Here is a 20,677-nt window from a genome sequence, read left to right as displayed (position 1 = left end):
GTGACCCTGCTCCTTAGCTAGCCGTACTGGCAATCAGGCGCCTTCTGCGCCGGTCAGTGCGGCGTCCCCTCCTGTGTGAGGGGCTTTTTCATTTCTCGGCACTTTCTGGCAGGGTTCCCATGACATCTCAAGACGCAGGAGTACGACGGTGAGCGAGCAGGTGGAGCACGAGGCGGACGGCGCGATCGACCGCGGCGGCTACGACTTCAATGCCATGCAGGCCAAGTGGCGGCCGGTCTGGGAGAAGCTCGACCCGTTCAAGGCGCGCGACGACGGCTCGGCCGAGCGCCGGTACGCGCTGACGATGTTCTCCTACCCGTCCGGTGACCTGCACATGGGCCACGGCGAGGTGTTCGCGCTGCACGACGTGCTGTCGCGGTTCTGGTTCCAGCAGGGCTACGACGTGCTGAACCCGATCGGCTGGGACTCCTTCGGGCTGCCCGCCGAGAACGCGGCCATCAAGCGCAACGAGCACCCGGCGACCTACACGTACGCCAACATCGAGACCCAGGCGGAGTCGATCCGGCGGTATGCGCTGAGCTTCGACTGGTCCCGCCGGCTGCACACGTCCGACCCCGAGTACTACCGGTGGACGCAGTGGCTGTTCCTGCGCTTCTACGAGCGCGGGCTGGCCTACCGCAAGGCGTCGTACGTGAACTGGTGCCCGAACGACCAGACCGTGCTGGCCAACGAGCAGGTCGTGCAGGGCCGGTGTGAGCGCTGCGGGTTCGAGGTCACCAAGCGCGAGCTGACCCAGTGGTACTTCAAGACCACCGAGTACGCGCAGCGCCTGCTGGACGACATGGACCTGCTGCAGTGGCCCGAAGAGATCCTGCTGATGCAGCGGAACTGGATCGGCCGCTCCGAGGGCGCCTTCACCGACTTCAAGGTGGAGGGCCGCGACGAGCCGATCAAGGTGTTCACCACTCGTCCGGACACGCTGTTCGGCGCCACCTTCATGGTGGTCGCCCCGGACGCGAAGCTGGCCGAGGAGCTGGTCACGCCGGAGCAGCGGGAGGCGTTCGACGCGTACCTGACCGCGGTCAAGTCCTCGACTGAGATCGAGCGGCTGAGCACGGACCGGGAGAAGACCGGTGTCTTCCTGGGCTCGTACGCGACCAACCCGGTGACCGGCGAGCGGATCCCGATCTGGGCCGCCGACTATGTGCTGTCCGACTACGGCACCGGCGCGATCATGGCCGTGCCGGCGCAGGACTCGCGGGACTGGGAGTTCGCGGAGAAGTTCGGGCTGCCGATCGTGCGGACCGTGCAGCCGGAGGACGGCTTCGACGGCAAGGCGTACACCGGCGACGGCCCCGCCATCAACAGCGCCAACGACGAGATCAGCCTGAACGGCCTGGACGTGGCCGAGGCCAAGGCGAAGATCATCGACTGGCTGCAGGACAAAGGCCTGGGCGAGCGCACCATCAACTACCGGCTGCGCGACTGGCTGCTGAGCCGCCAGCGCTACTGGGGTGCGCCGATTCCGATCATCCACTGCCCGGTCGACGGCGAGGTACCGGTGCCGGACGACCAGCTGCCGGTCGAGCTGCCGGACCTGCGGGGTGCGGCTCTCGCTCCCCGGGGTGTCTCGCCCCTGGCGTCGGCCCGTGACTGGGTCGAGGTCAGCTGTCCGAAGTGTGGTGGACCCGCCGAGCGGGACACCGACACGATGGACACCTTCGTCGACTCGTCCTGGTACTTCCTGCGCTACTGCTCCCCGGAGTACACCGAGGGCGCCTTCGACCCGGCGGCGGTGAACCGCTGGATGCCGGCGTACCAGTACGTCGGTGGCAAGGAGCACGCAGTACTGCACCTGCTGTACGCGCGCTTCTTCACCAAGGCACTGCACGACATGGGCATGCTGGACGCCGTCGAGCCCTTCACTCGGCTGCTGAACCAGGGCCAGGTGATCAACGAGGGCAAGGCGATGAGCAAGTCGCTGGGCAACGGGGTCAACCTGGGCGACCAGCTGGACGAGTTCGGCGTCGACGCGATCCGGTTGACGATGGTGTTCGCCGGTCCGCCGGACGACGACATCGACTGGGCCGACCTGTCTCCCGGTGGTTCGCTGCGCTTCCTGCAGCGGGCCTGGCGGCTGAGCGGTTCGGTCGAGGCTCCGGTCGGGGCCGACCCGTCCACGGGTGACCTGGCGCTGCGCAAGCTGACCCACCGTACGGTGGCCGACGCGACCGAGCTGATCGAGTCGTACCGGTTCAACGTGATGGTCGCCCGGGTGATGGAGCTGGTGAACGCGACCCGCAAGGCGATCGACTCCGGACCGGGTGCCGCCGACCCCGCAGTACGGGAAGCCGTCGAGACGGTGGCGATCCTGCTGAGCCTGGTCGCGCCGTACACGGCCGAGGACATGTGGGAGAACCTGGGCCACCAGCCGACCGTCGCGAAGGCGGGCTGGCCTGTTGTCGACCCGGCCCTGCTGGTCCAGGACTCGGTCACGGCCGTGGTCCAGATCGCCGGCAAGGTCAAGGCCCGGCTGGAGGTGTCCCCGGACATCACCGACGCCGAGCTGGAGAAGCTGGCGCTGGCCGACGACGCGGTGCAGGCCGCGCTGGACGGCCGGGGCATCCGCAAGGTGATCGCCCGCGCGCCCAAGTTGGTGAACATCGTCCCGGCCTGAGACGCTGCCGTATGCGTTCCGAGCTGATCGACATCGGTACCGGTAGTCAGCAGGTCGTCTTCGATCTGACCAGCAGGTGTGAGCAGTTCGTCGCCGCTGAGGCCCACCAGGCCCAGGGCGACGGACTGCTGCACGTGTTCGTGCCGCACGCCACCGCCGGGCTCGCGATCCTGGAGACGGGAGCCGGTAGCGACACGGACCTGCTGGCGGTGCTGGAGCAGTTGCTGCCGAAGGACTTCGAGTGGCAGCACCGGCACGGCTCGGCGGGGCACGGGCGCGATCACGTGCTGCCCGCACTGATCCCGCCGTACGCGACCGTGCCGGTGATCGGCGGCCGGATGATGCTCGGGACGTGGCAGTCGATCTGTCTGGTCGACACCAACGTGGACAATCCGCGCCGGCAGGTCCGGTTGTCCTGGTTACCAAGCTGAGAGTTCAAGCTGTTGCTGGACTACCGGGTAATACCGCAATTGCGGTATTTGGTGACTTATCGCGATGTTGCCTGTCACGTTACGTTCGCGAAACACAGCTTCGCTTGAATACTGCCTATGGCAACCCTTCGCGAACAGTGGCTCTCGGTGAGCACTGAACTGCTGGTCCGTGCGACCCGTGGCATCTGCGCGGGGAGCGTCCTGAACGCCGAGCTCGGCCGCGCCGTCACCCGGGCGCGGATCGAGGAGTGGGCCGGAGTGCTTTCTCTCTACGAGCCCCAGCTTTCTCTGGTTTCTTTGGGCGAGCCGCAGACCGCGCCGGACAATGAGCCGGTGGCGGTCGGCGCGACGGCCTGACAAGGGCATTCTTGTCGCGTCAGTAATGCCGTTGTTTTCACCCGGCCCGGCCGAATTCGGCCATTTTGTCCGCCCTTCGGCGGGACGCCGTCCCGGACTCCGGTCGCCAGGTGCGTCCGTTATCTGAGAAGCTGTCACGCTATGTTGTGCGAGGGACGTGTGAGGCTCTGAAGGGGTGACGGGCTTTGTCGGACGCTGATGGCCGGGTCGAGGGACGGCGGGGTTTTGCCGACCTCTTGCTCGACTTGAGGGTCCAGGCAGGGTTCTCCCAGGAGGAGCTCGCCGATCGCGCCGGGCTCAGCGTGCGCACGATCCGCGAGCTCGAGGCGGGCCGGGTCGCGCGGCCGCGGAAGGACTCCGTCCGGCTGCTCGCCGAAGGACTCGGTCTGCGCGACGGCGATGCCGGCCGGTTCCTCGCCGCGGCTGGGCACGCCACCGTCCGGCCGGTGATCGCAGTGGCCGCTCCGGCTCCCACCGGGTTGCGCTGGCGTGGCACCAGGCCGATCCCGGACGGTCTCGTCGGGCGCGAGGACGAGCTGGTCGAGCTCGAGGCGCTACTGCGGCAGAACCGCCTGGTGACCCTGGTCGGTCCGGGTGGCGTCGGCAAGACCGAGCTGGCGCTGGCCGCGGCCGACCGCTTCTCGGGGGCCGACACGACGGTGGTGGTCGTCGACCTGACCACGGTTCAGCGCGACGCCGCAGTACCGTCTGCGATTCTTGACGCCTTCGGCACTGCTCCTGGGACGTCTGATCTCGACGATGTGCTGGCGGGCCGCAAGCCCGGTGATCTGGTGATCGTGGAGGACAACGCCGAGCACGTGCTCGACGGTGTCGCGACCGTGGCCAACCGGATGGTGCGCAGCTTCCCCGGCATCGGCGTACTGGTGACGTCGCGGATCCCGCTCGGCCTGCCCGACGAGGTGGTCCGCCGCGTGCAGGTCCTCGGCGTACCGGCGAACGACACCGACTACGCCGAGATCGCCGCGAGCCCCGCCGTAGAGATGTTCGTACGACGTGCCGCTCGGGTGCGCCCGGACTTCCAGCTGACCTCGGAGAACGCCACCACCGTCGCTCGCCTCTGCCAGCGGCTGGACGGGTTGCCACTTGCTCTGGAGCTTGCGGCCGCTCGGGCGGGTTCCCTGTCGGTCGAGACGATCCTGACTGCGCTGGACGACCGGTTCCGGCTGCTGTCGGGGCCGCGGCGATTCGGGGCGCCCCACCAGCGCACGCTTGCCGACACGATCGCCTGGAGCGTCGACGCGCTCTCCGACCCCGCGCGCCAGTTGCTGTATCGGGCGTCGATGCTGGGCTCGCCTTTCACGCTCGACGCGGTCGTCGGTGTCTGCACTGGGCCGCCGATCGACGCCGCCGACGTACCGATGCTGCTCGCCGAGCTGGTGGACAAGTCGCTGCTGCAGCCGGTGCTCGAGTTCGAGGCGCTGTACGGCGCGCGGTACAAGATGCTGGAGACGATCCGCGAGCACGCGTACGCCGGGTTGTCCTCGCAGGACTCCGATCTGACCGAGTTCCGCGATCGCACGGTCGCCTGGTGCTCGACGTACGTGGAAGGCCTGGACGGGGCCTGGTCCTCGCCGGATCGCGATCGTCGGTACCGCGCGGCCAATGCGAACTCGGCCACCTTCGAGGTCGCGCTGGAACGCGCGGCCGAGCTGGGGGACTGGGACACGGCCGCGCGGATCGTGCTCGGCTTCCGGATCGCCTGGCAGTACCAAGCGAGCGTGGCGCAGAGCGGCATCCAGTGGGCCAGCGCTGCGGCGGACAATGTGGCGGACAAGGAGACCAGCGGCCGGCTGCTGGCGATCGCCGGTCGGCTGTCGAGTCTCACTGGCGATGTCCGGGCCGCCCGGCGGCACTACGGCGAGGCGCGTACGTTGATGCCGCCGGAGTCGGAGATGGGTCTGGTCGCCAGGGGTGGCTGGGTGTCGTCGGGCTCGCTGCTGCTCGACACGGTGAGCCTGGCCGAGATACCTGCGCTGGTGGACGACGCCCGTGCGCATGGCGACGCACAGCGGTCTGCCACCGTCCAGGCGATCTGTGGGCTCGCTCTGGCTCGCTGGGGACGGCTGCCCGAGGCCAAGGAGCTGTTGCTCGCCTGGGCTGCCGCTCTGTCGAACCCTGGCGTCTATCCGGACGAGATCGCCTACATGGCCTTGAGCCGGGTGGAGCTGGAGCTCGGCAACCTGGAGGAGGCGCGTCGCTGGGCAGAGCTGGCCAGGGACAGTCAGGCCTCGGACGACCCCGACCGGACCAAGGTGGCGGGCTGCCTGGCGATGGTGGAGTTCCAGGCCGGCAAGTACGACCAAGCTCGGGCGTTGCTGGATGAGGCCGACGCCGACATCCGCGGCCACCGGGGCTACTTCGACTACCTGGTGATGCTGTACCGCAGCAGGCTGGCCCGGCAGGCCAAGGACTTCGAGCAGGCTCGGCTGTCCATCCGGGACGCTGTGAGCCGGCTGCTGGCGGAGGGGCGGGTCGTGTACCTGCTGGACGTGCTGCCCGAGGCTGTAGCCGTGCTGCACGCGCTGGGGCAGCATGAGCAGGCTGACCGGCTCTGCGGGCAGCTGTTGGCCTGGCAGCGCACGATGGACCCGCCCATGCTCCCGACTGCCTGGGAAGTGCTGCAGGAGTCGTGCGCCCGTGCCACAGAGGCTTCCGGCTGGCCCGAGCCGAACCCTGCCGAGTCCGTCCAGCGCTTGGCGGACGACGTACTGACTGCGCTTTCCTGACGCGGATCCGGCCAAGCTGCCGGAGAACTGCCGGTACTTCTGCCTCGTCCTGACATGCGGCCCGACACAAGAATTACAGCCGTAGGACAGGGTCCACGAGACAGAGATCCGAGACCGGGTTCGGGCTGACGGCGGAGAAACGGGGTGGTGGCTGTGACGAGGCAAGCACAGTCCACCGGACTGCCGGTACGGCTCGAGCACCTGGAGCAGGCGACGCGGAGTACAGCCGACTGCCGGACGGTGGGGGCGCCGACCGGTTGCCGAGCACTCCGGAGTGCTGCAGCGTGCGGGCCTGTCCTACGACAAACCGGGTGCCGTGCGCCGTCAGGGCACCGGACCCGGGGTGAGATCCCAGCAGTGGTCAGGCACACGACACAGGGGACGAGTGCCGACCCGGCCGATACGGGAAAGCCGGTGGGTTTGGTCACCCACCGGTGGGTCGGCCGCTGGGGTCTCCCGGGGCGATCGCGGTGAACCGCACAGGGGACGGTTCGCCGCACAGCCGGTACCAGGCGTTGCAGAGCTGACACCGAGGGGGAGCCAGCTCTATCGGTGAGGTGGAGGCCAGCGGAGGGGTTGGCCTCCGCCTCACCGCGCCGTCTTCTCGTCGAGCAGCGCGGCCTTGTCGAAGGCGTAACCGACCATCCAGGTGGGTTGCAGTCGGCAGTAGACGATCTCGGGACCCCAGCTGCTCGGTGAGCTCCCGTAGTGCTTGGTCAGATGCGCCTCGATCTCGCCGAAGTCGGGGTCCTCGGTGGTGAGGAACTCCACCTGGCCGTGGCTGAACACGCCGATCCGCTCACCATCGACGTACGAGATGCTGGCGGCCGGTCTGGCTCGCAGGTGGCGCGCCTTCGCCGCAGTACCGGAGGTCGTGAAGACCCATCGGGTATGCAGGAAGTGCCCGTCGACGGCACTGATCCGGGGCTCGTTGTGGGCCGTCACGGTGGCGAGGTTGAGCGTGCACATGCCGGTCAGTACGTCGACCAGATTCTGTGCGTCGAGATGGCGCGGGTCGGTGATGATGTTGCGGAGATGCTCGGTCGAGCCCTCGTAAGCCGCATCCAGTAGCCGCTGCAGCGCGGCGATTTCCTCGGGGCTGTCCAACATGCTTCGGAGTCTGACACGAGGCGCCGACGAAAACTCTCCGGTAACCTCGCTGCATGTCCGCCCGCGTGCACGTCGTCACCGACTCCACCGCGGGTCTGTCGGCGCACGAGGTGCTCCGGCTCCCGCTGACCGTCGTACCGCTGCAGGTGGTGATCGGCGGCACGTCGTACGACGACGGCGCCACCAGCGCGGACGCCGTCGCGGAGGCGCTGAAGACGTTCACGCCCGTCTCGACCAGCCGGCCGGCTCCGCAGTCGTTCGCTGACACCTATGCGTCGTGTGCCGCGGCGGGTGCGGAGTCGATCGTCTCGATCCATCTGTCCGGCGATATGTCCGGCACGTTCGAGGCGGCGATGATCGGAGCGAAGGAGTCGCCGATCCCGGTCCGGGTCGTCGACTCGCGCTCCCTCGGGATGGGACTCGGATTCCCGGTGCTCGCGGCTGCCGCGGCCGCTGCCGCAGGCGCCGATCAAGCCGGCGTCGAAGCGGCCGCCCGGGCTCGAATGTCGGCCGTATCGTCGTACTTCTACGTCGACACCCTCGAGTACTTGCGCCGGGGCGGCCGGATCGGCGCCGCCCAGGCCCTGCTCGGTACGGCGCTCGCCGTCAAGCCGCTCCTCACGATCAGCGGCGGTCGGATCGTCCCCCTCGAAAAGGTCCGTACGTCGAGTCGCGCGATCGCCCGCCTCGCCGACATCGCCGTCCAGCGCGCCGGCGACGGCCCGGTCCAGCTCGCGGTCCACCACCTCGCCAACCTCGACAAGGCCCAAACCCTCGCCGACGGCCTCGCCGAGCGCCTCCCCCAAGCCGACGAGATCGTCCTCCGCGAAGTAGGCGCCGTAATAGGCGCCCACGTAGGCCCCGGCATGCTCGCCGTAGTAGTAGCCCCGCACTAGCCCCACCTCGACCAACCGCAGCCAACCCTCCGCAACGCCCCTCACCCAACCCGCGCGCCCGCTGCGCCCCGCACCCGGCCTCGCGCCCCGCTGCACCCCGCGCCGATGCCCTGCCAGCCCGCTGCTCTTCATCGGCGGTTTCCACAGGCTTGGAAGTTCTTCTGACCGGCGGCTCCAACGCTCGTACCTTCTCTGGCGTGAAGGTCAGACGCCGAACCCCAGCGCCCGATCCGGACGGGCGCCTCCGCGCGCTCGCCCGGCTGCACGCGGCTGCGGCAGGAGCGGTGCGACGCGACGAACAACTGGGGAGTGATGAGGAGGTGCGAGGTGGATGGATACCCGAAACAGCGGTTCCCGAACGACTCCGCGCAAGCAACTGGACACTGGCCCCGCGACACATCGCGGTGCTCACCGTCATCCTGGTGCTCGGCCTGGCGTGGGCTGCCTGGTCGGTCTTCCACAGCCGACCCGAGGTCATCCCCGATGCCCACCCCTCACCGCCGTCGGCCATCGGCGGATCACCCGTCGCCCAACCGTCGACCTCGACCTCAGCCATCCCACAACCCTCGACCTCCGGCTCACCCGGCACCTCACCGGCATCACAGGAAGTCGTCGTCGACGTAGCTGGAAAGGTCCGCCGCCCGGGCTTGGTCCGCGCCGCTCCAGGCTCGCGAGTAGCCGACGTACTCCTGCTCGCCGGCGGAGCCCTGCCCGGCGTAGACCTGACCAGCCTCAACCTCGCCCGCCAGGTCTCCGACGGCGAACAAATCCTCGTCGGCATCCCCGGCGCCCCACCACCCCCTGCCGCCACTCCTGGCCCCGGAGGCACATCGCCCGCCAACCCCACGTCGACGCCGGTGGATCTCAATAAGGCCACCCTCGCCGACCTGGAATCCCTCCCGGGCGTCGGCCCAGTCCTAGCCCAGCGAATCCTCGACTGGCGAACCGAACACGGCCACTTCACCACCATCGACGAACTCCAAGAGGTAACCGGCGTAGGCGAAAAAAAGTTCGAATCCCTAAAACCCCATGTCCACGTCTAGCAACCCCACATCCTCGCCCGAGCCCACCCCCGCCGACTCGAAGTCCCGCGACTCGAACCCCATCGGGCCGACTTCCGTCGGGTCAGCTTCCGGCGATCCGACCTCCGCCAGGGCGACTAGCGGCGAACTTGAATCCGCCGGACCGACCGGCGCCGGACCGACCGTCGGCCGACCGACCTCCGGCAGGTCGAGGCCTGGCCTACCGAGTTCCGGCGGGTCGACCTTCGGCGATTCCACCTCGGAGCAGGGTTTCCTTTCCGGGTCACCCGAGGACGCGCTCGGCGGGCTCCCATCGGACGACGTTGCCCCCGGCACCATTTTCTCTCCTCCGACCGATGCAGCAAGCGAGTCCGCCCTCTCACCGTCTGACTCTTTAGGGGAGGGATTGCTGGATGTGCGGTTGCTGGGTCCGGCGGCAGGTGGGTGGCTGACGGCTGTGATTCTGGTCGGTCAGCGGCCGGCTGCTGGGGTTGTGACCGGTGTAATCGCGCTCCTGCTTGGCTTCGGGTTGTTCCTTCGATTCCGTCGCAACCCGAAGGTCGTGACAACAGCTGGCGTGATCGTCGTCGTCGCGGGCATGGCATTCGCGTCCGCTCTGCAAGTGCAGAGCCTCCGCGCCGGCCCGGTGCGTGAACTTGCATCCACCGAAGCCGCGGTGAAGGTGCGCTTGAAGATCGACGGCGACCCCGCCGTACGAACCAGCACCAGCAAACGGCGACCGCCGTACGTCGTCGTCAGAGCAACGATCGAGGAGGTGACCGGCAGAGGACAGACCACCCGAGTGCGTACGCCGGTGCTGGTCGTCGGCCCGGTTCGATGGAAGGAGGTCCGCTTCGGCCAACACCTCGAAGCCGGTGGCAGGTTGGCGCCGGTCGAGTCCGGTTCCGATGTCGCCGCAATGCTGTCGGCGCGCGCTGCCCCGAAGATTCTCGACGAACCAGCCTGGTGGCTGAGAGCCGCTGAACGAGTGCGAGGCGGACTGCGCCAAGCGGTCTCCGATCAACCGGAGGCCGTCCGCGGCCTGATCCCCGCCCTGGTGATGGGCGACGAATCGGGCCTCCCCGCCGACCTGTCCGACGACTTCAAAGTCACCGGCTTGACCCACTTGTCAGCCGTCTCAGGAACGAACCTGACCTTGCTCCTCGCGTTCGTCCTACCGTTGGCCAGGCTGCTCGGCATCCGCGCCCGCGGCTTGAACGTCGTCGGCCTCGCGATGGTCGTCGTGTTCGTCATCCTCGCTCGCCCGCAACCAAGCGTCCTGCGCGCGGCCATGATGGGACTCGTCGCCCTGGCAGCGATGACGGGCAACGGAGGCAGCCGACGAGCGGTGCGAACCTTGTCGGTCGCCATCCTCACCTTGCTGCTGCTCGACACCTCGCTGGCAAGATCTGCCGGATTCGCGCTCTCGGCACTAGCGACCGCCGGCATCGTTCTGCTCGGCCCGGATTGGCGTGACGCGCTCGCCAAGTGGATGCCGCTGCGCCTGGCCGAAGCAGTCGCCTGCCCTCTCGCCGCACAAATCGCCTGCACTCCAGTGGTCGCCTGGTTGTCAGGCCAGGTCTCACTGATCGCGGTAGCGGCGAACCTCCTCGCCGGCCCAGCAGTCGGCCCAGCCACGATCATCGGATTCGGTACGGCCGGTATCGCCTTGCTCAGCGCGGATCTGGCTCGCCTGACCGGCTGGCTCGCGAGCTGGCCGGCTCGCTGGATCATCGTCGTCGCCCAGCAAGGCGCGAGTCTCCCCGGCGCTGCAAGCGCTTGGCCCGCCACAGTCATCGGCGTCGGCGTACTCACTCTGCTCTGCCTCGCCCTGATCGTCGGCCTCCACCGCATCCTGGCAAAGCCGATCGCTGTCGTGCTCGCCGTAGTACTGGTCGCCGTACTCGTACTACGTCCCGTCGGTTCGCTGACGTGGCCGCCAAACGGCTGGCTGCTCGTGGCTTGCGATGTGGGTCAAGGCGACGGACTAGTACTGCGAGTTGGTGGCGGCGTCGCAGTTGTGGTGGATACGGGCCCGGACCCTGCGGCGATGGACCGCTGCCTGCGAGAGCTCCAAGTGACTCGCGTGCCGGTGCTCGTCTTCACCCACTTCCATGCAGACCACGTCGGCGGCCTGGCTGGCGTACTGCGCGACAGGCAGGTCGATGAGATCGAGGTGACGCCCTACTTCTCGCCAGCGGCCGAGTACAGGCGCGTCGTCGAGTTGGCTGAGTTGCACCGGATACCGCTGCGGACGGTGGCGTTTCATGAACGACGCACGATCGGGCCAGTCAGCTGGACCACGCTCTGGCCAGCCCGAGTCCCCGCCTTGCCGCAACCAGGCCGATCCTCTGCGACTCCTACCGACGAAGGTTCACCGGAGAACAACGCGAGTATCGCCATGATGGTCGAGGCGTCCGGCCTGCGACTCTTCCTCACCGGCGATCTGGAACCAGAATCCCAACGAGCAGTCGTCGCAACGGGAGTCGACCTCCGAGCCGACGTCCTCAAGGTCCCGCACCACGGTTCGGCCCAACAGGACCCAACCTTCATCCAGTCAACCGGCGCCAAACTCGCCCTGATCTCCGCCGGCATCGACAACGACTACGGTCACCCCGCCCCGCGCACTCTCGACCTCCTCACCCACGCCGGCATGACCACCGCCCGCACCGACACCCAAGGCTCCCTAGCAGTCCTCACCACTTCCCACGGCCTGTCCCTTTCAACCAGCTCCACCCACTGACCGAACCCCGGTCCTCAATCTCCCAGAAGGCGACCGCTTCAACATCCGCGGCGTCGCGGGCATCGGCATCGGAATCGGCATCGGCGGCGGGGGTTCGTGGGTTGTCGGTGGGGCGTGGGATGCTGGCGGGGTTATGGCAGCTCGAAAGAATTCTGCGCCCAAGCTTGGGGATGTCCTGCTGGTGACGGGGGCCGAGACGTTCTTGGCCGACCGCGCGGTGCGGTCTGCGATCGCGGCGGTCTCGAAAGGGGGTGCCGAGGTCGAGGTGACCGAGGTCGTGGCGGCGGATCTCGATGTCGGGGTGTTTGCCGAGCTGACTGGTCCTTCGCTGTTCGCGACCGAGCGAGTGCTGGTGCTGCGAGCGCTGGAGAATCTGCCGGCCGAGATGGTGCCGCACCTACTGGAGTACGCCGGTGCCCCGGCGGACGACGTACTGGTGGTGCTGGTGCACTCCGGTGGGCAGAAGGGCAAGGCCGTTCTCGACAAGTTGCGGAAGGCTTCGGTCAACGAGGTGGTCGCGACGGCGCCGAAGACTTGGGAGTTGCCGCAGTTCGTGCTCGGTGAGGTTCGCCTGCTGGGCGGAAGTATCGACGAGCGGGCGGCGACTGCGCTGGTCGATGCTGTCGGGCATGATCTGCGGGCGCTCGCCGGTGCTTGCTCGCAGCTGGTGTCGGACTCGGATGGTCAGCCCGTCAACCAGGAGCTCATCGGTCAGTACTTCGGTGGGCGCGCCGAGGTGACCAGCTTCGCCGTGGCCGACGCCGCGATCGCCGGGCGGACGGAGCCGGCGCTCGAGCAGTTGCGCTGGGCATTGGACTGCGGAGTCGCGGCTGTCCTCGTGACGAGTGCGATGGCGGGCGGGCTGCGAGGGCTGGCGAAGTACACGAGTGCGCCGAGCGGTCTGCGCGAAGCGGATCTGGCGCGCGAGGTCGGCGTACCGCCGTGGAAGTTGAAGACCCTCAAGCAACAGGCACGTGGCTGGACCGCCGGCGGTCTGGCGACGGCGATCAAGGCCGTCGCCCAAGCAGACGCCGACGTCAAAGGCGCCTCCGGCGACGCAGGCTACGCACTCGAGCGCATGGTCATCACCGTAAGCCGCGCCCACGGCCGCCGCTAAGGCTCCACACGCTCAAGAGCCCCACAGGGAAACACCGAGCGACCTCGTACTACGTATGCCGCTGCGCCCCCCGGCGCACGCCCAGCTACTGCTCCACTCGACGTAGCCGCTGCCGCGATCATTCCGATGTCCTCGCGAGGCCGCCGCCAAGTCACGCAGATCTCGCGGCGATGCATCGAACAACTGGCGTAGAACTCGCGCACGTGAGGCGTGGAGCTGAGGGCGCACGTTCTTGCGGTGGTGCTCCCGCCAAGCCGCGGCGCTGACGGCGAACGGTTGCGGTGGCGCACCGACAAACTGCGTGGAGCTCGCCCTGTGAGGTGCCGAGCTGATGGCGCACGGTCTCGCGGTGTGCGACGACGAATTGCGTGGAGCTCGGCCTGCGAGGGTGCGGGGCTGAGGTCGCACGGTCTCGCGGTGGTGCACCGACGAACTGCGTAGAGCCTGGGCACGTGAGGCGTCGAGCTGAGGGCGATCGGACTCGCCGTGGTGCACCGGCCAGGCGGCGGAGCTGAGGGCGCACGGTCTTGCGGTGGTGCTCCGGCAAACAGCGCAGAGGTCGGGCACGCGAGTGGGGTGCCTGGGCGCTTGAACTCGGGTGCCTGAGGGGAGCGCGGTGGGGCGGCTCAGGGGAGGGGAGCGGTGGGTTTTGGGAACGCAAAAACGATCGGCCCGGTCCGGTGGGGATGGGCCGATCGTCAGGGCGCGATCAGAGTGAAGCGGCCTTCTTGAAGATGGACGACTTCCGGTTGGCAGCCTGGTTGGCGTGGATGACGCCCTTGCTGGCGGCCTTGTCGAGCAGGCGGGCAGCCACGCGGGCGTTCTCCTGCGCCTTCGCGGCGTCGCCGGCGTCGGCGGCCTCACGGAAGCGGCGAACTGCCGTCTTGAGGGTCGACTTCACAGACTTGTTGCGAAGCCGCGCAGCCTCGTTCTGGCGGTTGCGCTTGATCTGGGACTTGATGTTCGCCACGGAGCAGAGCCTCGATCAGGAGTTTGCGGTCAATACAGGAAAGGTGGTGCGTGCACGGGCGAGTACCAACGCACACGCGCGAAGAGACAGACTAGCAAGAAGCCCTGGTCAGCACCAAACCGAGCAACGGTACCGACGCCTGCCTACGCCCCCACTCTACAGCCCCGCCGACGACCAACCTGACAGAACCCTGCAACCCCGGAACCGCCACCTCGGTCTCCGCAGCATCTGCGGTGAGGATGCCGGGGCGGGTGCTGACAACGGCTGGGCTAGTGGGCGGTGGGGATTCGGCGGCTGTCTTGAGGGACTTGAGGGTGTGGTGGATGCCGGCGGTGTTCCGGTCGCGGCGGTTGCCGAAGATGAGGGCGAGGGGGCGGTGCAGGGCGGCTGGACGGTGGTCGGTCCAGGATTCGGTGACCTGGCAGCCGGTGGGGGTGGCGGTGAGGTCGTAGCTCCAGGAGGCGACCTGGATCGGCCCGAAATGGATCCGGAACGAGAAGCGCCGGCCGGGGTCCGCATCGACCACCACGCCCTGTGGGAACCAGCGGATCGCCCCTGCTCGGTTGTGCCCGATGAAACGTGCTCCTGGTACGGCGTACGTCGTACTGCGGAGCCAGGTGACGCGGGTGCATTCGGTGCTCCATTCGCCCATGCGCGGAAGGTCGCTGATCAGGGCGTAGAGGTCAGCCGGGGTTGCGTCGACGGTGATGGACGCCTCGAAGTCGGGCATGTGGCTCCTCCGTGATGACGTGATTCCCGGTGACGGGTGCTGGACCGGGCGTGCCATCCGTGGTCGAGAACGGAACAAACGCCAGGGTCATCCGCGCCCACTCCACCTAAAGAGAACCGAGCCGGCTGCAACCCCCAGGGCGCAGCTGGCTCGGTCGTCAAGCGGCTCGGTCGTCCGATAGCTCGGTCGTCGAGCGGCTCGTTGGGTCAGCCGGGCTGGGTCTGGGTGTTCTCCTTCGCGGTGGGCTCAGGGGAGGGCCAGCTCGATGAGGGTTCGGGGGGTGGTGGTGAAGATGTGGGTGCAGGTGCCGGTGGTTGTGTCGCAGCGGTAGACCGGGGCGCCGATCAGGGGGGCTCCGTGCTCGTCGGTTGGTGTGCCTGGCGGGATGATGCCCCTCCCGTTCGGGCCGGCGGCGAGTGGCGCCGGGAGGGTGATCAGGTGGGTCGCGTCCTCGAAGACCGGCTCCGGGAACCCCTGCAAGCTGTGCTCGAGCCGGAGGGCGGTGACTTTGCCGGTCGCGACATCGACGGCGACCTTCTGCTCGCTGCTGACGATCGTCCGGCCGTCCGGCGAGAGCACCGGGTAGGCAGACGCCCCGGCCTTCGGGCAGTACCGGCGGATGACAGCGAATCTGGTGCCGGCCAAGACGCCGACTTCCAAACACCGCTTACCGCCGACGGTGGTGCTCACCAGAACTCTGTCGGTCTGTGGCGGCGCCGTCGCGGTGACGGTGAAGTTCGGGATCGACAGCTGGAGAGGGTCGGAGCCAGGCTGCCAGATCATCGGCTGCGCCTTGACGTCGTAGTCGGCACCGAACCAGATGCCGTTCTTGTTCCAGCCATAGATCCTGACCATCTGGCGCGGCACGGTGATCGACGCGGTCTCTTTGCCGGTCGCCACATCGACGACGATCACCTTCGTTCGGTGATTGGCGAGCCGGAGCGACGTGACGATCTGCCGGCGGTCGGGCGACGGCACCGCGAGCTTGCTGTTGACGGGTCCGAGCGGCCGGAAGCTCCCGTCCGGCATCAACAGGCCGGCTTGGGTCGGTCTGCCGTCGTGGGGCTTGTCGGTCAGCCAGCCGCCGCCCACGCGGCCGTAGTACGTGGCATGGTCGCTGATCGAAGGGACGGTCTGTTCTCCGTCGTGCAGGATTGCGTCGCCCGTCTTGGGTGCGTTCGAGCCCAGGTAGCTGTGGTCGGCGGAGGTGACATAGGGGATCCGGAGTTCGTTGCTGGGCCCACCGACCGGGGGTGGCGTCTTGTCCTTACCGACCACGTGGAGCGCCACTGGGATGCCGCCGATGAGCACTGCGGCTGTCGCGGCCGCAGCGACGATGATGGGCCAGCTGCGATGGCGGTGGGCGGGCTGCAGATCGGGGGCTTCCTGGTCGTCAGCGATGGTGCCGGCCTTGGCGGTCAGGTAGTCACGCAGGCGGGATTCGGTGTCGTTCATCGGGCTTCCTTCAGCTTCTTCGTGAGGGCGGCCAGTGCCCGGGACGAGGTGGCCCGGGCGGTGGACTCGCTGATCCCCAGCGTCTGGGCGATCTCGGCGTACGGGAGATCGAGGTAGTACCGCAGGACGAGCACCTCGCGGGACCGGATGGGCAGCGCCTGCAGGGCCCGCTGCACTTCCCGTCTGCTTTCACCGAGTTCGGCCGCGCTCTCCGCCGAGTCACCCGACCGGGCGGAGGGTGGGATGTAGAGCCGGGCCACTCTGCGTCTGCGCAGTACAGAGCGGCTTCGGTTCAGCACTGCCGTCCGCAGGTAGCCGAGGACCTTTGCGGGGTCGTCGAGCGGCCACTTGCGGTAGAGCTCGGTGAAGACCTCCTGTACGACGTCCTCCGCCGACTCCGGGTCGTCGACGACCAGCACTGCCAGTCGGACCAGCCCGACCCAGTGCTGCCGGTACAACTCGGAGATGGCGACTGGCACGTCGTCGGAGTGCACCAGGGCCACGATGTGGTTCGTCACACCCCCTAAGACGCCTCGTGGGGTGAAACGCTGCATCGTCAGCTCATGCGTTCGTGCAGCCAGTCCAGATGAACCAGGGCCGTCTCCCGTTGCCAGGTGCGGATCGTGGGGAGTCCTGGCGGTGCCGGTTGGTTGCTGCCCCACCACAGGCCGCCCGCGATGCCGGCGAGGAAGCCGGTGATGCCGTCGTCGGCAGGGAGATCGGGCAGCTCGACCGACCCGCGCATGTCCGCGTGCAGGATCACCGTGTCGGCCCAAGGGGCCGCAAGTGCGGCGTGCGCCCAGTCGATGAACACGACCCGCGTCTCGGTGAGCAGGATGTTGTCGGCCCGCAGGTCCCAATGCGCCAGCCCGTCGCCCTTCGCGAGCGCATCCAGCCCGGTCCGGGCGAGCGCAGCGAGCTCCTGCTCACGCCCTGACACCCACTCCGGTACTTCGAGTCCGTCGGCGATCACCAAGTCCCACCGACTCAGGAACGCTTCACTCCGTACTGCGGCGACCGGTGCCTCCGGCCAGGGAGACGGCTGCAGCGCCTCGGTCAGCTCGGCCAGCCCGTCCAGTACGCGGGCCGCGTCGTGCGGATGCCACGGATGCGGCGGCAGGTATCCCTCGATGTCCTCGAGCAGCAGCGCGACCCAGTCGCCGTCGTCGTACACGTCGTACAGGAAAGGGGTGTACGGCAACGAGTGGGCTGCAAGTCCTTGCATAGCGGCGATCTCGTTGCGGAACAGTGTCGGCGTATCGGGATTCAGCGACAACCCGACAGCCTTGACGAAAGCCCGCCGCCCCGACGCGGTCACCAGCCGGGCCGCCACACCAGGCGAGAACCCACCGTGCTGCGTACTCGCCGACACCACCGACGACCCGAGCGAGCGCTCCACCCACCCCCGCACCGCACCCGGCACCTGCTCGAACGGCATCCGAACCCCGACCGCGTGCGCCATACCTCCAGAGGGTAGACGCCGTCAGTCGGTCACGCAGAGCAATTCCACGCGCCGGGACATTGGTCCAGACCACCTCAGGCGGCTGGATGCGGAAAGGACTGGGCTGCCGTGGGATGATTGAGTCTTGTCCGTACTGCTCCTGAGATGAACTGGATCCCTCCGTGCCCGTTGGCCCCACGACCGTGCCGCAGCCGGGTCGTACCGACCCGTCGCTGATCCGGAACTTCTGCATCATCGCCCACATCGACCACGGCAAGTCGACGCTGGCCGACCGGATGCTGCAGATCACCGGTGTGGTGGACGGACGCCAGATGCGCGCGCAGTACCTGGACCGGATGGACATCGAGCGCGAGCGCGGCATCACGATCAAGTCGCAGGCGGTCCGGCTGCCGTTCGCGCCGAAGCCGGACACCCCGGGCGGCCTGCTGGCGCCGGACGGTACGACGTACATCCTGAACATGATCGACACCCCCGGCCACGTGGACTTCACCTACGAGGTGTCCCGGTCGCTGGAGGCGTGTGAGGGCGCGGTGCTGCTGGTCGACGCGGCGCAGGGGATCGAGGCGCAGACGCTGGCCAACCTGTACCTCGCGCTGAACGCGGACCTGCACATCATCCCGGTGCTGAACAAGATCGACCTGCCGGGCGCGATGCCGGAGAAGTACGCCGCCGAGCTGTCGCACATCATCGGCTGCCGGCCCGAGGACGTACTGCGCGTCTCGGCGAAGACCGGTGAGGGCGTCGAGGAGCTGCTGAGCGAGATCGTCGCCCAGGTCGAGCCGCCGAAGGGTGTCAAGGACGCTCCGGCGCGGGCGCTGATCTTCGACTCGGTGTACGACACGTACCGCGGCGTGGTCACCTACGTCCGGGTGGTCGACGGCGAGTTGAACCATCGCGACAAGATCAAGATGATGTCGACCGGCGCCGTGCACGAGATGCTCGAGGTCGGCGTGATCTCCCCGGAGCCGATGAAGTCGCCGAGCATCGGCGTCGGCGAGGTCGGTTACCTGATCACCGGCGTGAAGGACGTCCGCCAGTCCCGGGTCGGTGACACCGTCACCTCCTCGATCCACGGCGCGACCGAGCCGCTCGGTGGCTACAAGCACCCGCAGCCGATGGTGTACTCCGGGCTGTTCCCGATCGACGGCGACGACTACCCGACCCTGCGCGACGCCCTGGAGCGGCTGCAGCTCAACGACGCTGCCCTGCAGTACGAGCCGGAGAGCTCGGGCGCGCTCGGCTTCGGGTTCCGCTGCGGCTTCCTCGGCCTGCTGCACATGGAGATCGTCCGCGAGCGGCTGGAGCGCGAGTTCGACCTCGACCTGATCTCGACCGCGCCGAACGTGGTCTACCGGGTGGAGATGGAGGACGGCAAGGAACACGTCGTCACCAACCCGAGCGAGTTCCCCGAGGGCAAGATCGCCGACATCTACGAGCCGGTGGTGCGGGCGACGATCCTGAGCCCGAAGGACTACATCGGCGTGATCATGGATCTGTGCCAGACCAAGCGCGGCAACCTGAACGGCATGGAGTACCTGTCCGAGGACCGGGTCGAGCTGCGCTACACGCTGCCGCTGGCCGAGATCGTGTTCGACTTCTTCGACCAGCTGAAGTCGAAGACGAAGGGCTACGCCTCGCTCGACTATGAGCCGACCGGCGAGCAGGCGGCGGCCCTGGTCAAGGTGGACATCCTGCTGCAGGGCGAGACGGTCGACGCGTTCTCCGCGATCGTGCACCGCGACAACGCCTACTCGTACGGCGTGGCGCTGGCCGGCAAGCTGAAGGAACTGATCCCGAGGCAGCAGTTCGAGGTGCCGATCCAGGCCGCGATCGGGTCCCGGATCATCGCCCGCGAATCGATCCGCGCGATCCGCAAGGACGTGCTGGCGAAGTGCTACGGCGGTGACATCACCCGGAAGCGCAAACTGCTGGAGAAGCAGAAAGAGGGCAAGAAGCGGATGAAGATGGTGGGCCGGGTCGAGGTGCCGCAGGAAGCCTTCATCGCCGCGCTGAAGACGAACGAGCCGTCGGAGAAGGCCAAGAAGTAGTGCCGGTCGAGATTCCCGCGGACTTTCTCACGATCGCGACCCGCGGTCCCGAGTGGGCCGATTGGCTCGACCGGCTGCCGCGACTGACGCGCGACCTGCTGACCGAGTGGGACCTGCGGGCCGACGGCGAACCGGCGTACGGAAACTGTGCGCTGGTCGTACGGGTCCGTACGCCGGACGGCGCGGCGGCCGTGCTCAAGGTGCAGTTCCCGCACTGGGAGGCCGGGACCGAACACCTCGCGCTGCGGGTGTGGGACGGCAACGGCGCGATCCGGCTGCTCCGGGCGGACCCGCGCCGGTTCGCCATGCTGCTCGAGCGGGCCCAGCCTGCGGGACAGACCCAGACGCAGGACCTGACGAGTGTCGAGGAGATCGAGGCGAGCGAGATCATCGCCTCGGCGTACAAGCGCCTGCATGTCCCGGCCGGACCGCAGTTCAAGCTGCTGTCGGAGCAGGCCGCACGCTGGTCGCGCGAACTGCTCGCCCTCCCCGCCTCGGCGCCCGTGCCCCGCCGGTACGTCGAACAAGCGGCCGCGCTGGCCCGTGACTTCGCCACCGACCCGGCCTGCGACGGCACCCTCATCCACACGGATCTGCACTACTTCAACGTCCTCGCGGCCGAACGTGAACCTTGGCTGGTGATCGACCCGAAGCCGCTCTCCGGCGATCCCCACTACGAGGTCGCGCCGCTGCTCTGGAACCGCTGGGAGGAGCTCGCCGCTGCCCGCGACCTCCGCTTCGCCCTTCGCCGCCGGTTCTACGCGATCATCGACACCGCCGGCCTCGACGAGGACCGCGCCCGCGACTGGATCATCGTCCGCCAACTGGTCAACATCCTCGGCTCTGTCCGCGACGCCGCCCCCGACGAGACCCTGCCGGACGACTGGCTCACCCGCAACATCGCCGTCACCAAGGCGATCCAGGACTGAAAACGCGGTGACACCTGACCGG

Annotated in this window: 16 protein-coding genes; 10 read left to right on the top strand and 6 right to left on the bottom strand. The window is 68.1% G+C overall.

Annotated elements, in window-relative coordinates:
• The first annotated feature begins 148 nt into the window (after window positions 1-148).
• The 4 genes from leuS (at window position 149) to DIZ26_RS25220 (ending at window position 6,173) form a co-directional block, all read left to right on the top strand.
• Entirely contained in the window at window positions 149-2,638 is a 2,490-nt protein-coding gene (gene leuS / locus DIZ26_RS25235; RefSeq protein ID WP_112245729.1) for a leucine--tRNA ligase, read from the top strand.
• An 11-nt stretch (window positions 2,639-2,649) separates the two neighbouring features.
• On the top strand, window positions 2,650-3,069 hold the full coding sequence (locus DIZ26_RS25230; protein ID WP_112245727.1) for a secondary thiamine-phosphate synthase enzyme YjbQ: 420 nt from the start codon (window positions 2,650-2,652) through the stop codon (window positions 3,067-3,069).
• 147 nt (window positions 3,070-3,216) lie between these two features.
• Window positions 3,217-3,426 (top strand): hypothetical protein, encoded by a 210-nt coding sequence (locus tag DIZ26_RS25225; protein ID WP_198676293.1) that lies wholly within the window; start codon window positions 3,217-3,219, stop codon window positions 3,424-3,426.
• Between the two features lie 185 nt (window positions 3,427-3,611).
• Window positions 3,612-6,173: an ATP-binding protein gene (locus tag DIZ26_RS25220; protein ID WP_112245723.1), complete on the top strand. Its 2,562-nt coding sequence runs from the start codon at window positions 3,612-3,614 to the stop codon at window positions 6,171-6,173.
• Window positions 6,174-6,761: 588 nt separating this feature from the next.
• On the opposite strand, the gene DIZ26_RS25215 is transcribed toward DIZ26_RS25220, so the two are convergent.
• A complete protein-coding gene (locus tag DIZ26_RS25215) occupies window positions 6,762-7,283 on the bottom strand; it encodes a pyridoxamine 5'-phosphate oxidase family protein (protein ID WP_112245721.1) in 522 nt (173 codons plus the stop codon).
• A 53-nt stretch (window positions 7,284-7,336) separates the two neighbouring features.
• Here DIZ26_RS25215 and DIZ26_RS25210 point away from each other — a divergent pair, with 53 nt between their 5' ends.
• The 4 genes from DIZ26_RS25210 (at window position 7,337) to holA (ending at window position 13,061) form a co-directional block, all read left to right on the top strand.
• Window positions 7,337-8,179: a DegV family protein gene (locus DIZ26_RS25210; protein ID WP_112245719.1), complete on the top strand. Its 843-nt coding sequence runs from the start codon at window positions 7,337-7,339 to the stop codon at window positions 8,177-8,179.
• Between the two features lie 197 nt (window positions 8,180-8,376).
• A complete protein-coding gene (locus DIZ26_RS25205; RefSeq protein WP_232828589.1) occupies window positions 8,377-9,222 on the top strand; it encodes a helix-hairpin-helix domain-containing protein in 846 nt (281 codons plus the stop codon).
• A 541-nt stretch (window positions 9,223-9,763) separates the two neighbouring features.
• Window positions 9,764-11,944: a ComEC/Rec2 family competence protein gene (locus DIZ26_RS25200; protein ID WP_232828588.1), complete on the top strand. Its 2,181-nt coding sequence runs from the start codon at window positions 9,764-9,766 to the stop codon at window positions 11,942-11,944.
• A gap of 181 nt (window positions 11,945-12,125) precedes the next feature.
• Window positions 12,126-13,061, top strand: a complete 936-nt coding sequence (gene holA / locus DIZ26_RS25195) for a DNA polymerase III subunit delta (protein WP_232828587.1) — start codon at window positions 12,126-12,128, stop codon at window positions 13,059-13,061.
• A gap of 709 nt (window positions 13,062-13,770) precedes the next feature.
• Here holA and rpsT read toward each other — a convergent pair.
• From rpsT to DIZ26_RS25170, 5 genes are all read right to left on the bottom strand, one after another.
• Window positions 13,771-14,031 carry a 30S ribosomal protein S20 gene (rpsT, locus tag DIZ26_RS25190; protein WP_112245713.1) on the bottom strand — a complete coding sequence of 87 codons (261 nt, stop codon included), beginning with the start codon at window positions 14,029-14,031 and terminating at the stop codon, window positions 13,771-13,773.
• Window positions 14,032-14,122: 91 nt separating this feature from the next.
• Window positions 14,123-14,761 carry an SRPBCC family protein gene (locus DIZ26_RS25185; RefSeq protein WP_157979807.1) on the bottom strand — a complete coding sequence of 213 codons (639 nt, stop codon included), beginning with the start codon at window positions 14,759-14,761 and terminating at the stop codon, window positions 14,123-14,125.
• Window positions 14,762-15,007: 246 nt separating this feature from the next.
• The gene (locus DIZ26_RS25180) at window positions 15,008-16,216 is read right to left on the bottom strand and encodes a hypothetical protein (protein WP_112245709.1); all 1,209 of its coding nucleotides are present in this window, start codon (window positions 16,214-16,216) and stop codon (window positions 15,008-15,010) included.
• On the bottom strand, window positions 16,213-16,734 hold the full coding sequence (locus tag DIZ26_RS25175; protein ID WP_232828586.1) for an RNA polymerase sigma factor: 522 nt from the start codon (window positions 16,732-16,734) through the stop codon (window positions 16,213-16,215). The genes DIZ26_RS25180 and DIZ26_RS25175 overlap by 4 nt, the downstream gene beginning before the upstream one ends.
• A 38-nt stretch (window positions 16,735-16,772) precedes the next feature.
• Window positions 16,773-17,678 carry an aminoglycoside phosphotransferase family protein gene (locus DIZ26_RS25170; protein ID WP_112245706.1) on the bottom strand — a complete coding sequence of 302 codons (906 nt, stop codon included), beginning with the start codon at window positions 17,676-17,678 and terminating at the stop codon, window positions 16,773-16,775.
• Window positions 17,679-17,839: 161 nt separating this feature from the next.
• Here DIZ26_RS25170 and lepA point away from each other — a divergent pair, with 161 nt between their 5' ends.
• Both lepA and DIZ26_RS25160 read left to right on the top strand, forming a co-directional pair.
• Complete coding sequence (lepA, locus tag DIZ26_RS25165; RefSeq protein WP_198676276.1) at window positions 17,840-19,726, top strand: translation elongation factor 4; 1,887 nt, start codon at window positions 17,840-17,842, stop codon at window positions 19,724-19,726.
• Window positions 19,726-20,655: an aminoglycoside phosphotransferase family protein gene (locus tag DIZ26_RS25160; protein WP_112245702.1), complete on the top strand. Its 930-nt coding sequence runs from the start codon at window positions 19,726-19,728 to the stop codon at window positions 20,653-20,655. The genes lepA and DIZ26_RS25160 overlap by 1 nt, the downstream gene beginning before the upstream one ends.
• Window positions 20,656-20,677 lie beyond the last annotated feature (22 nt).

This window comes from Kribbella monticola (assembly GCF_003261635.1).
Lineage (GTDB): Bacteria > Actinomycetota > Actinomycetes > Propionibacteriales > Kribbellaceae > Kribbella > Kribbella monticola.
Note: the sequence above shows the minus strand (reverse complement) of the source record. Positions and strands in the feature narration are given on the sequence as shown.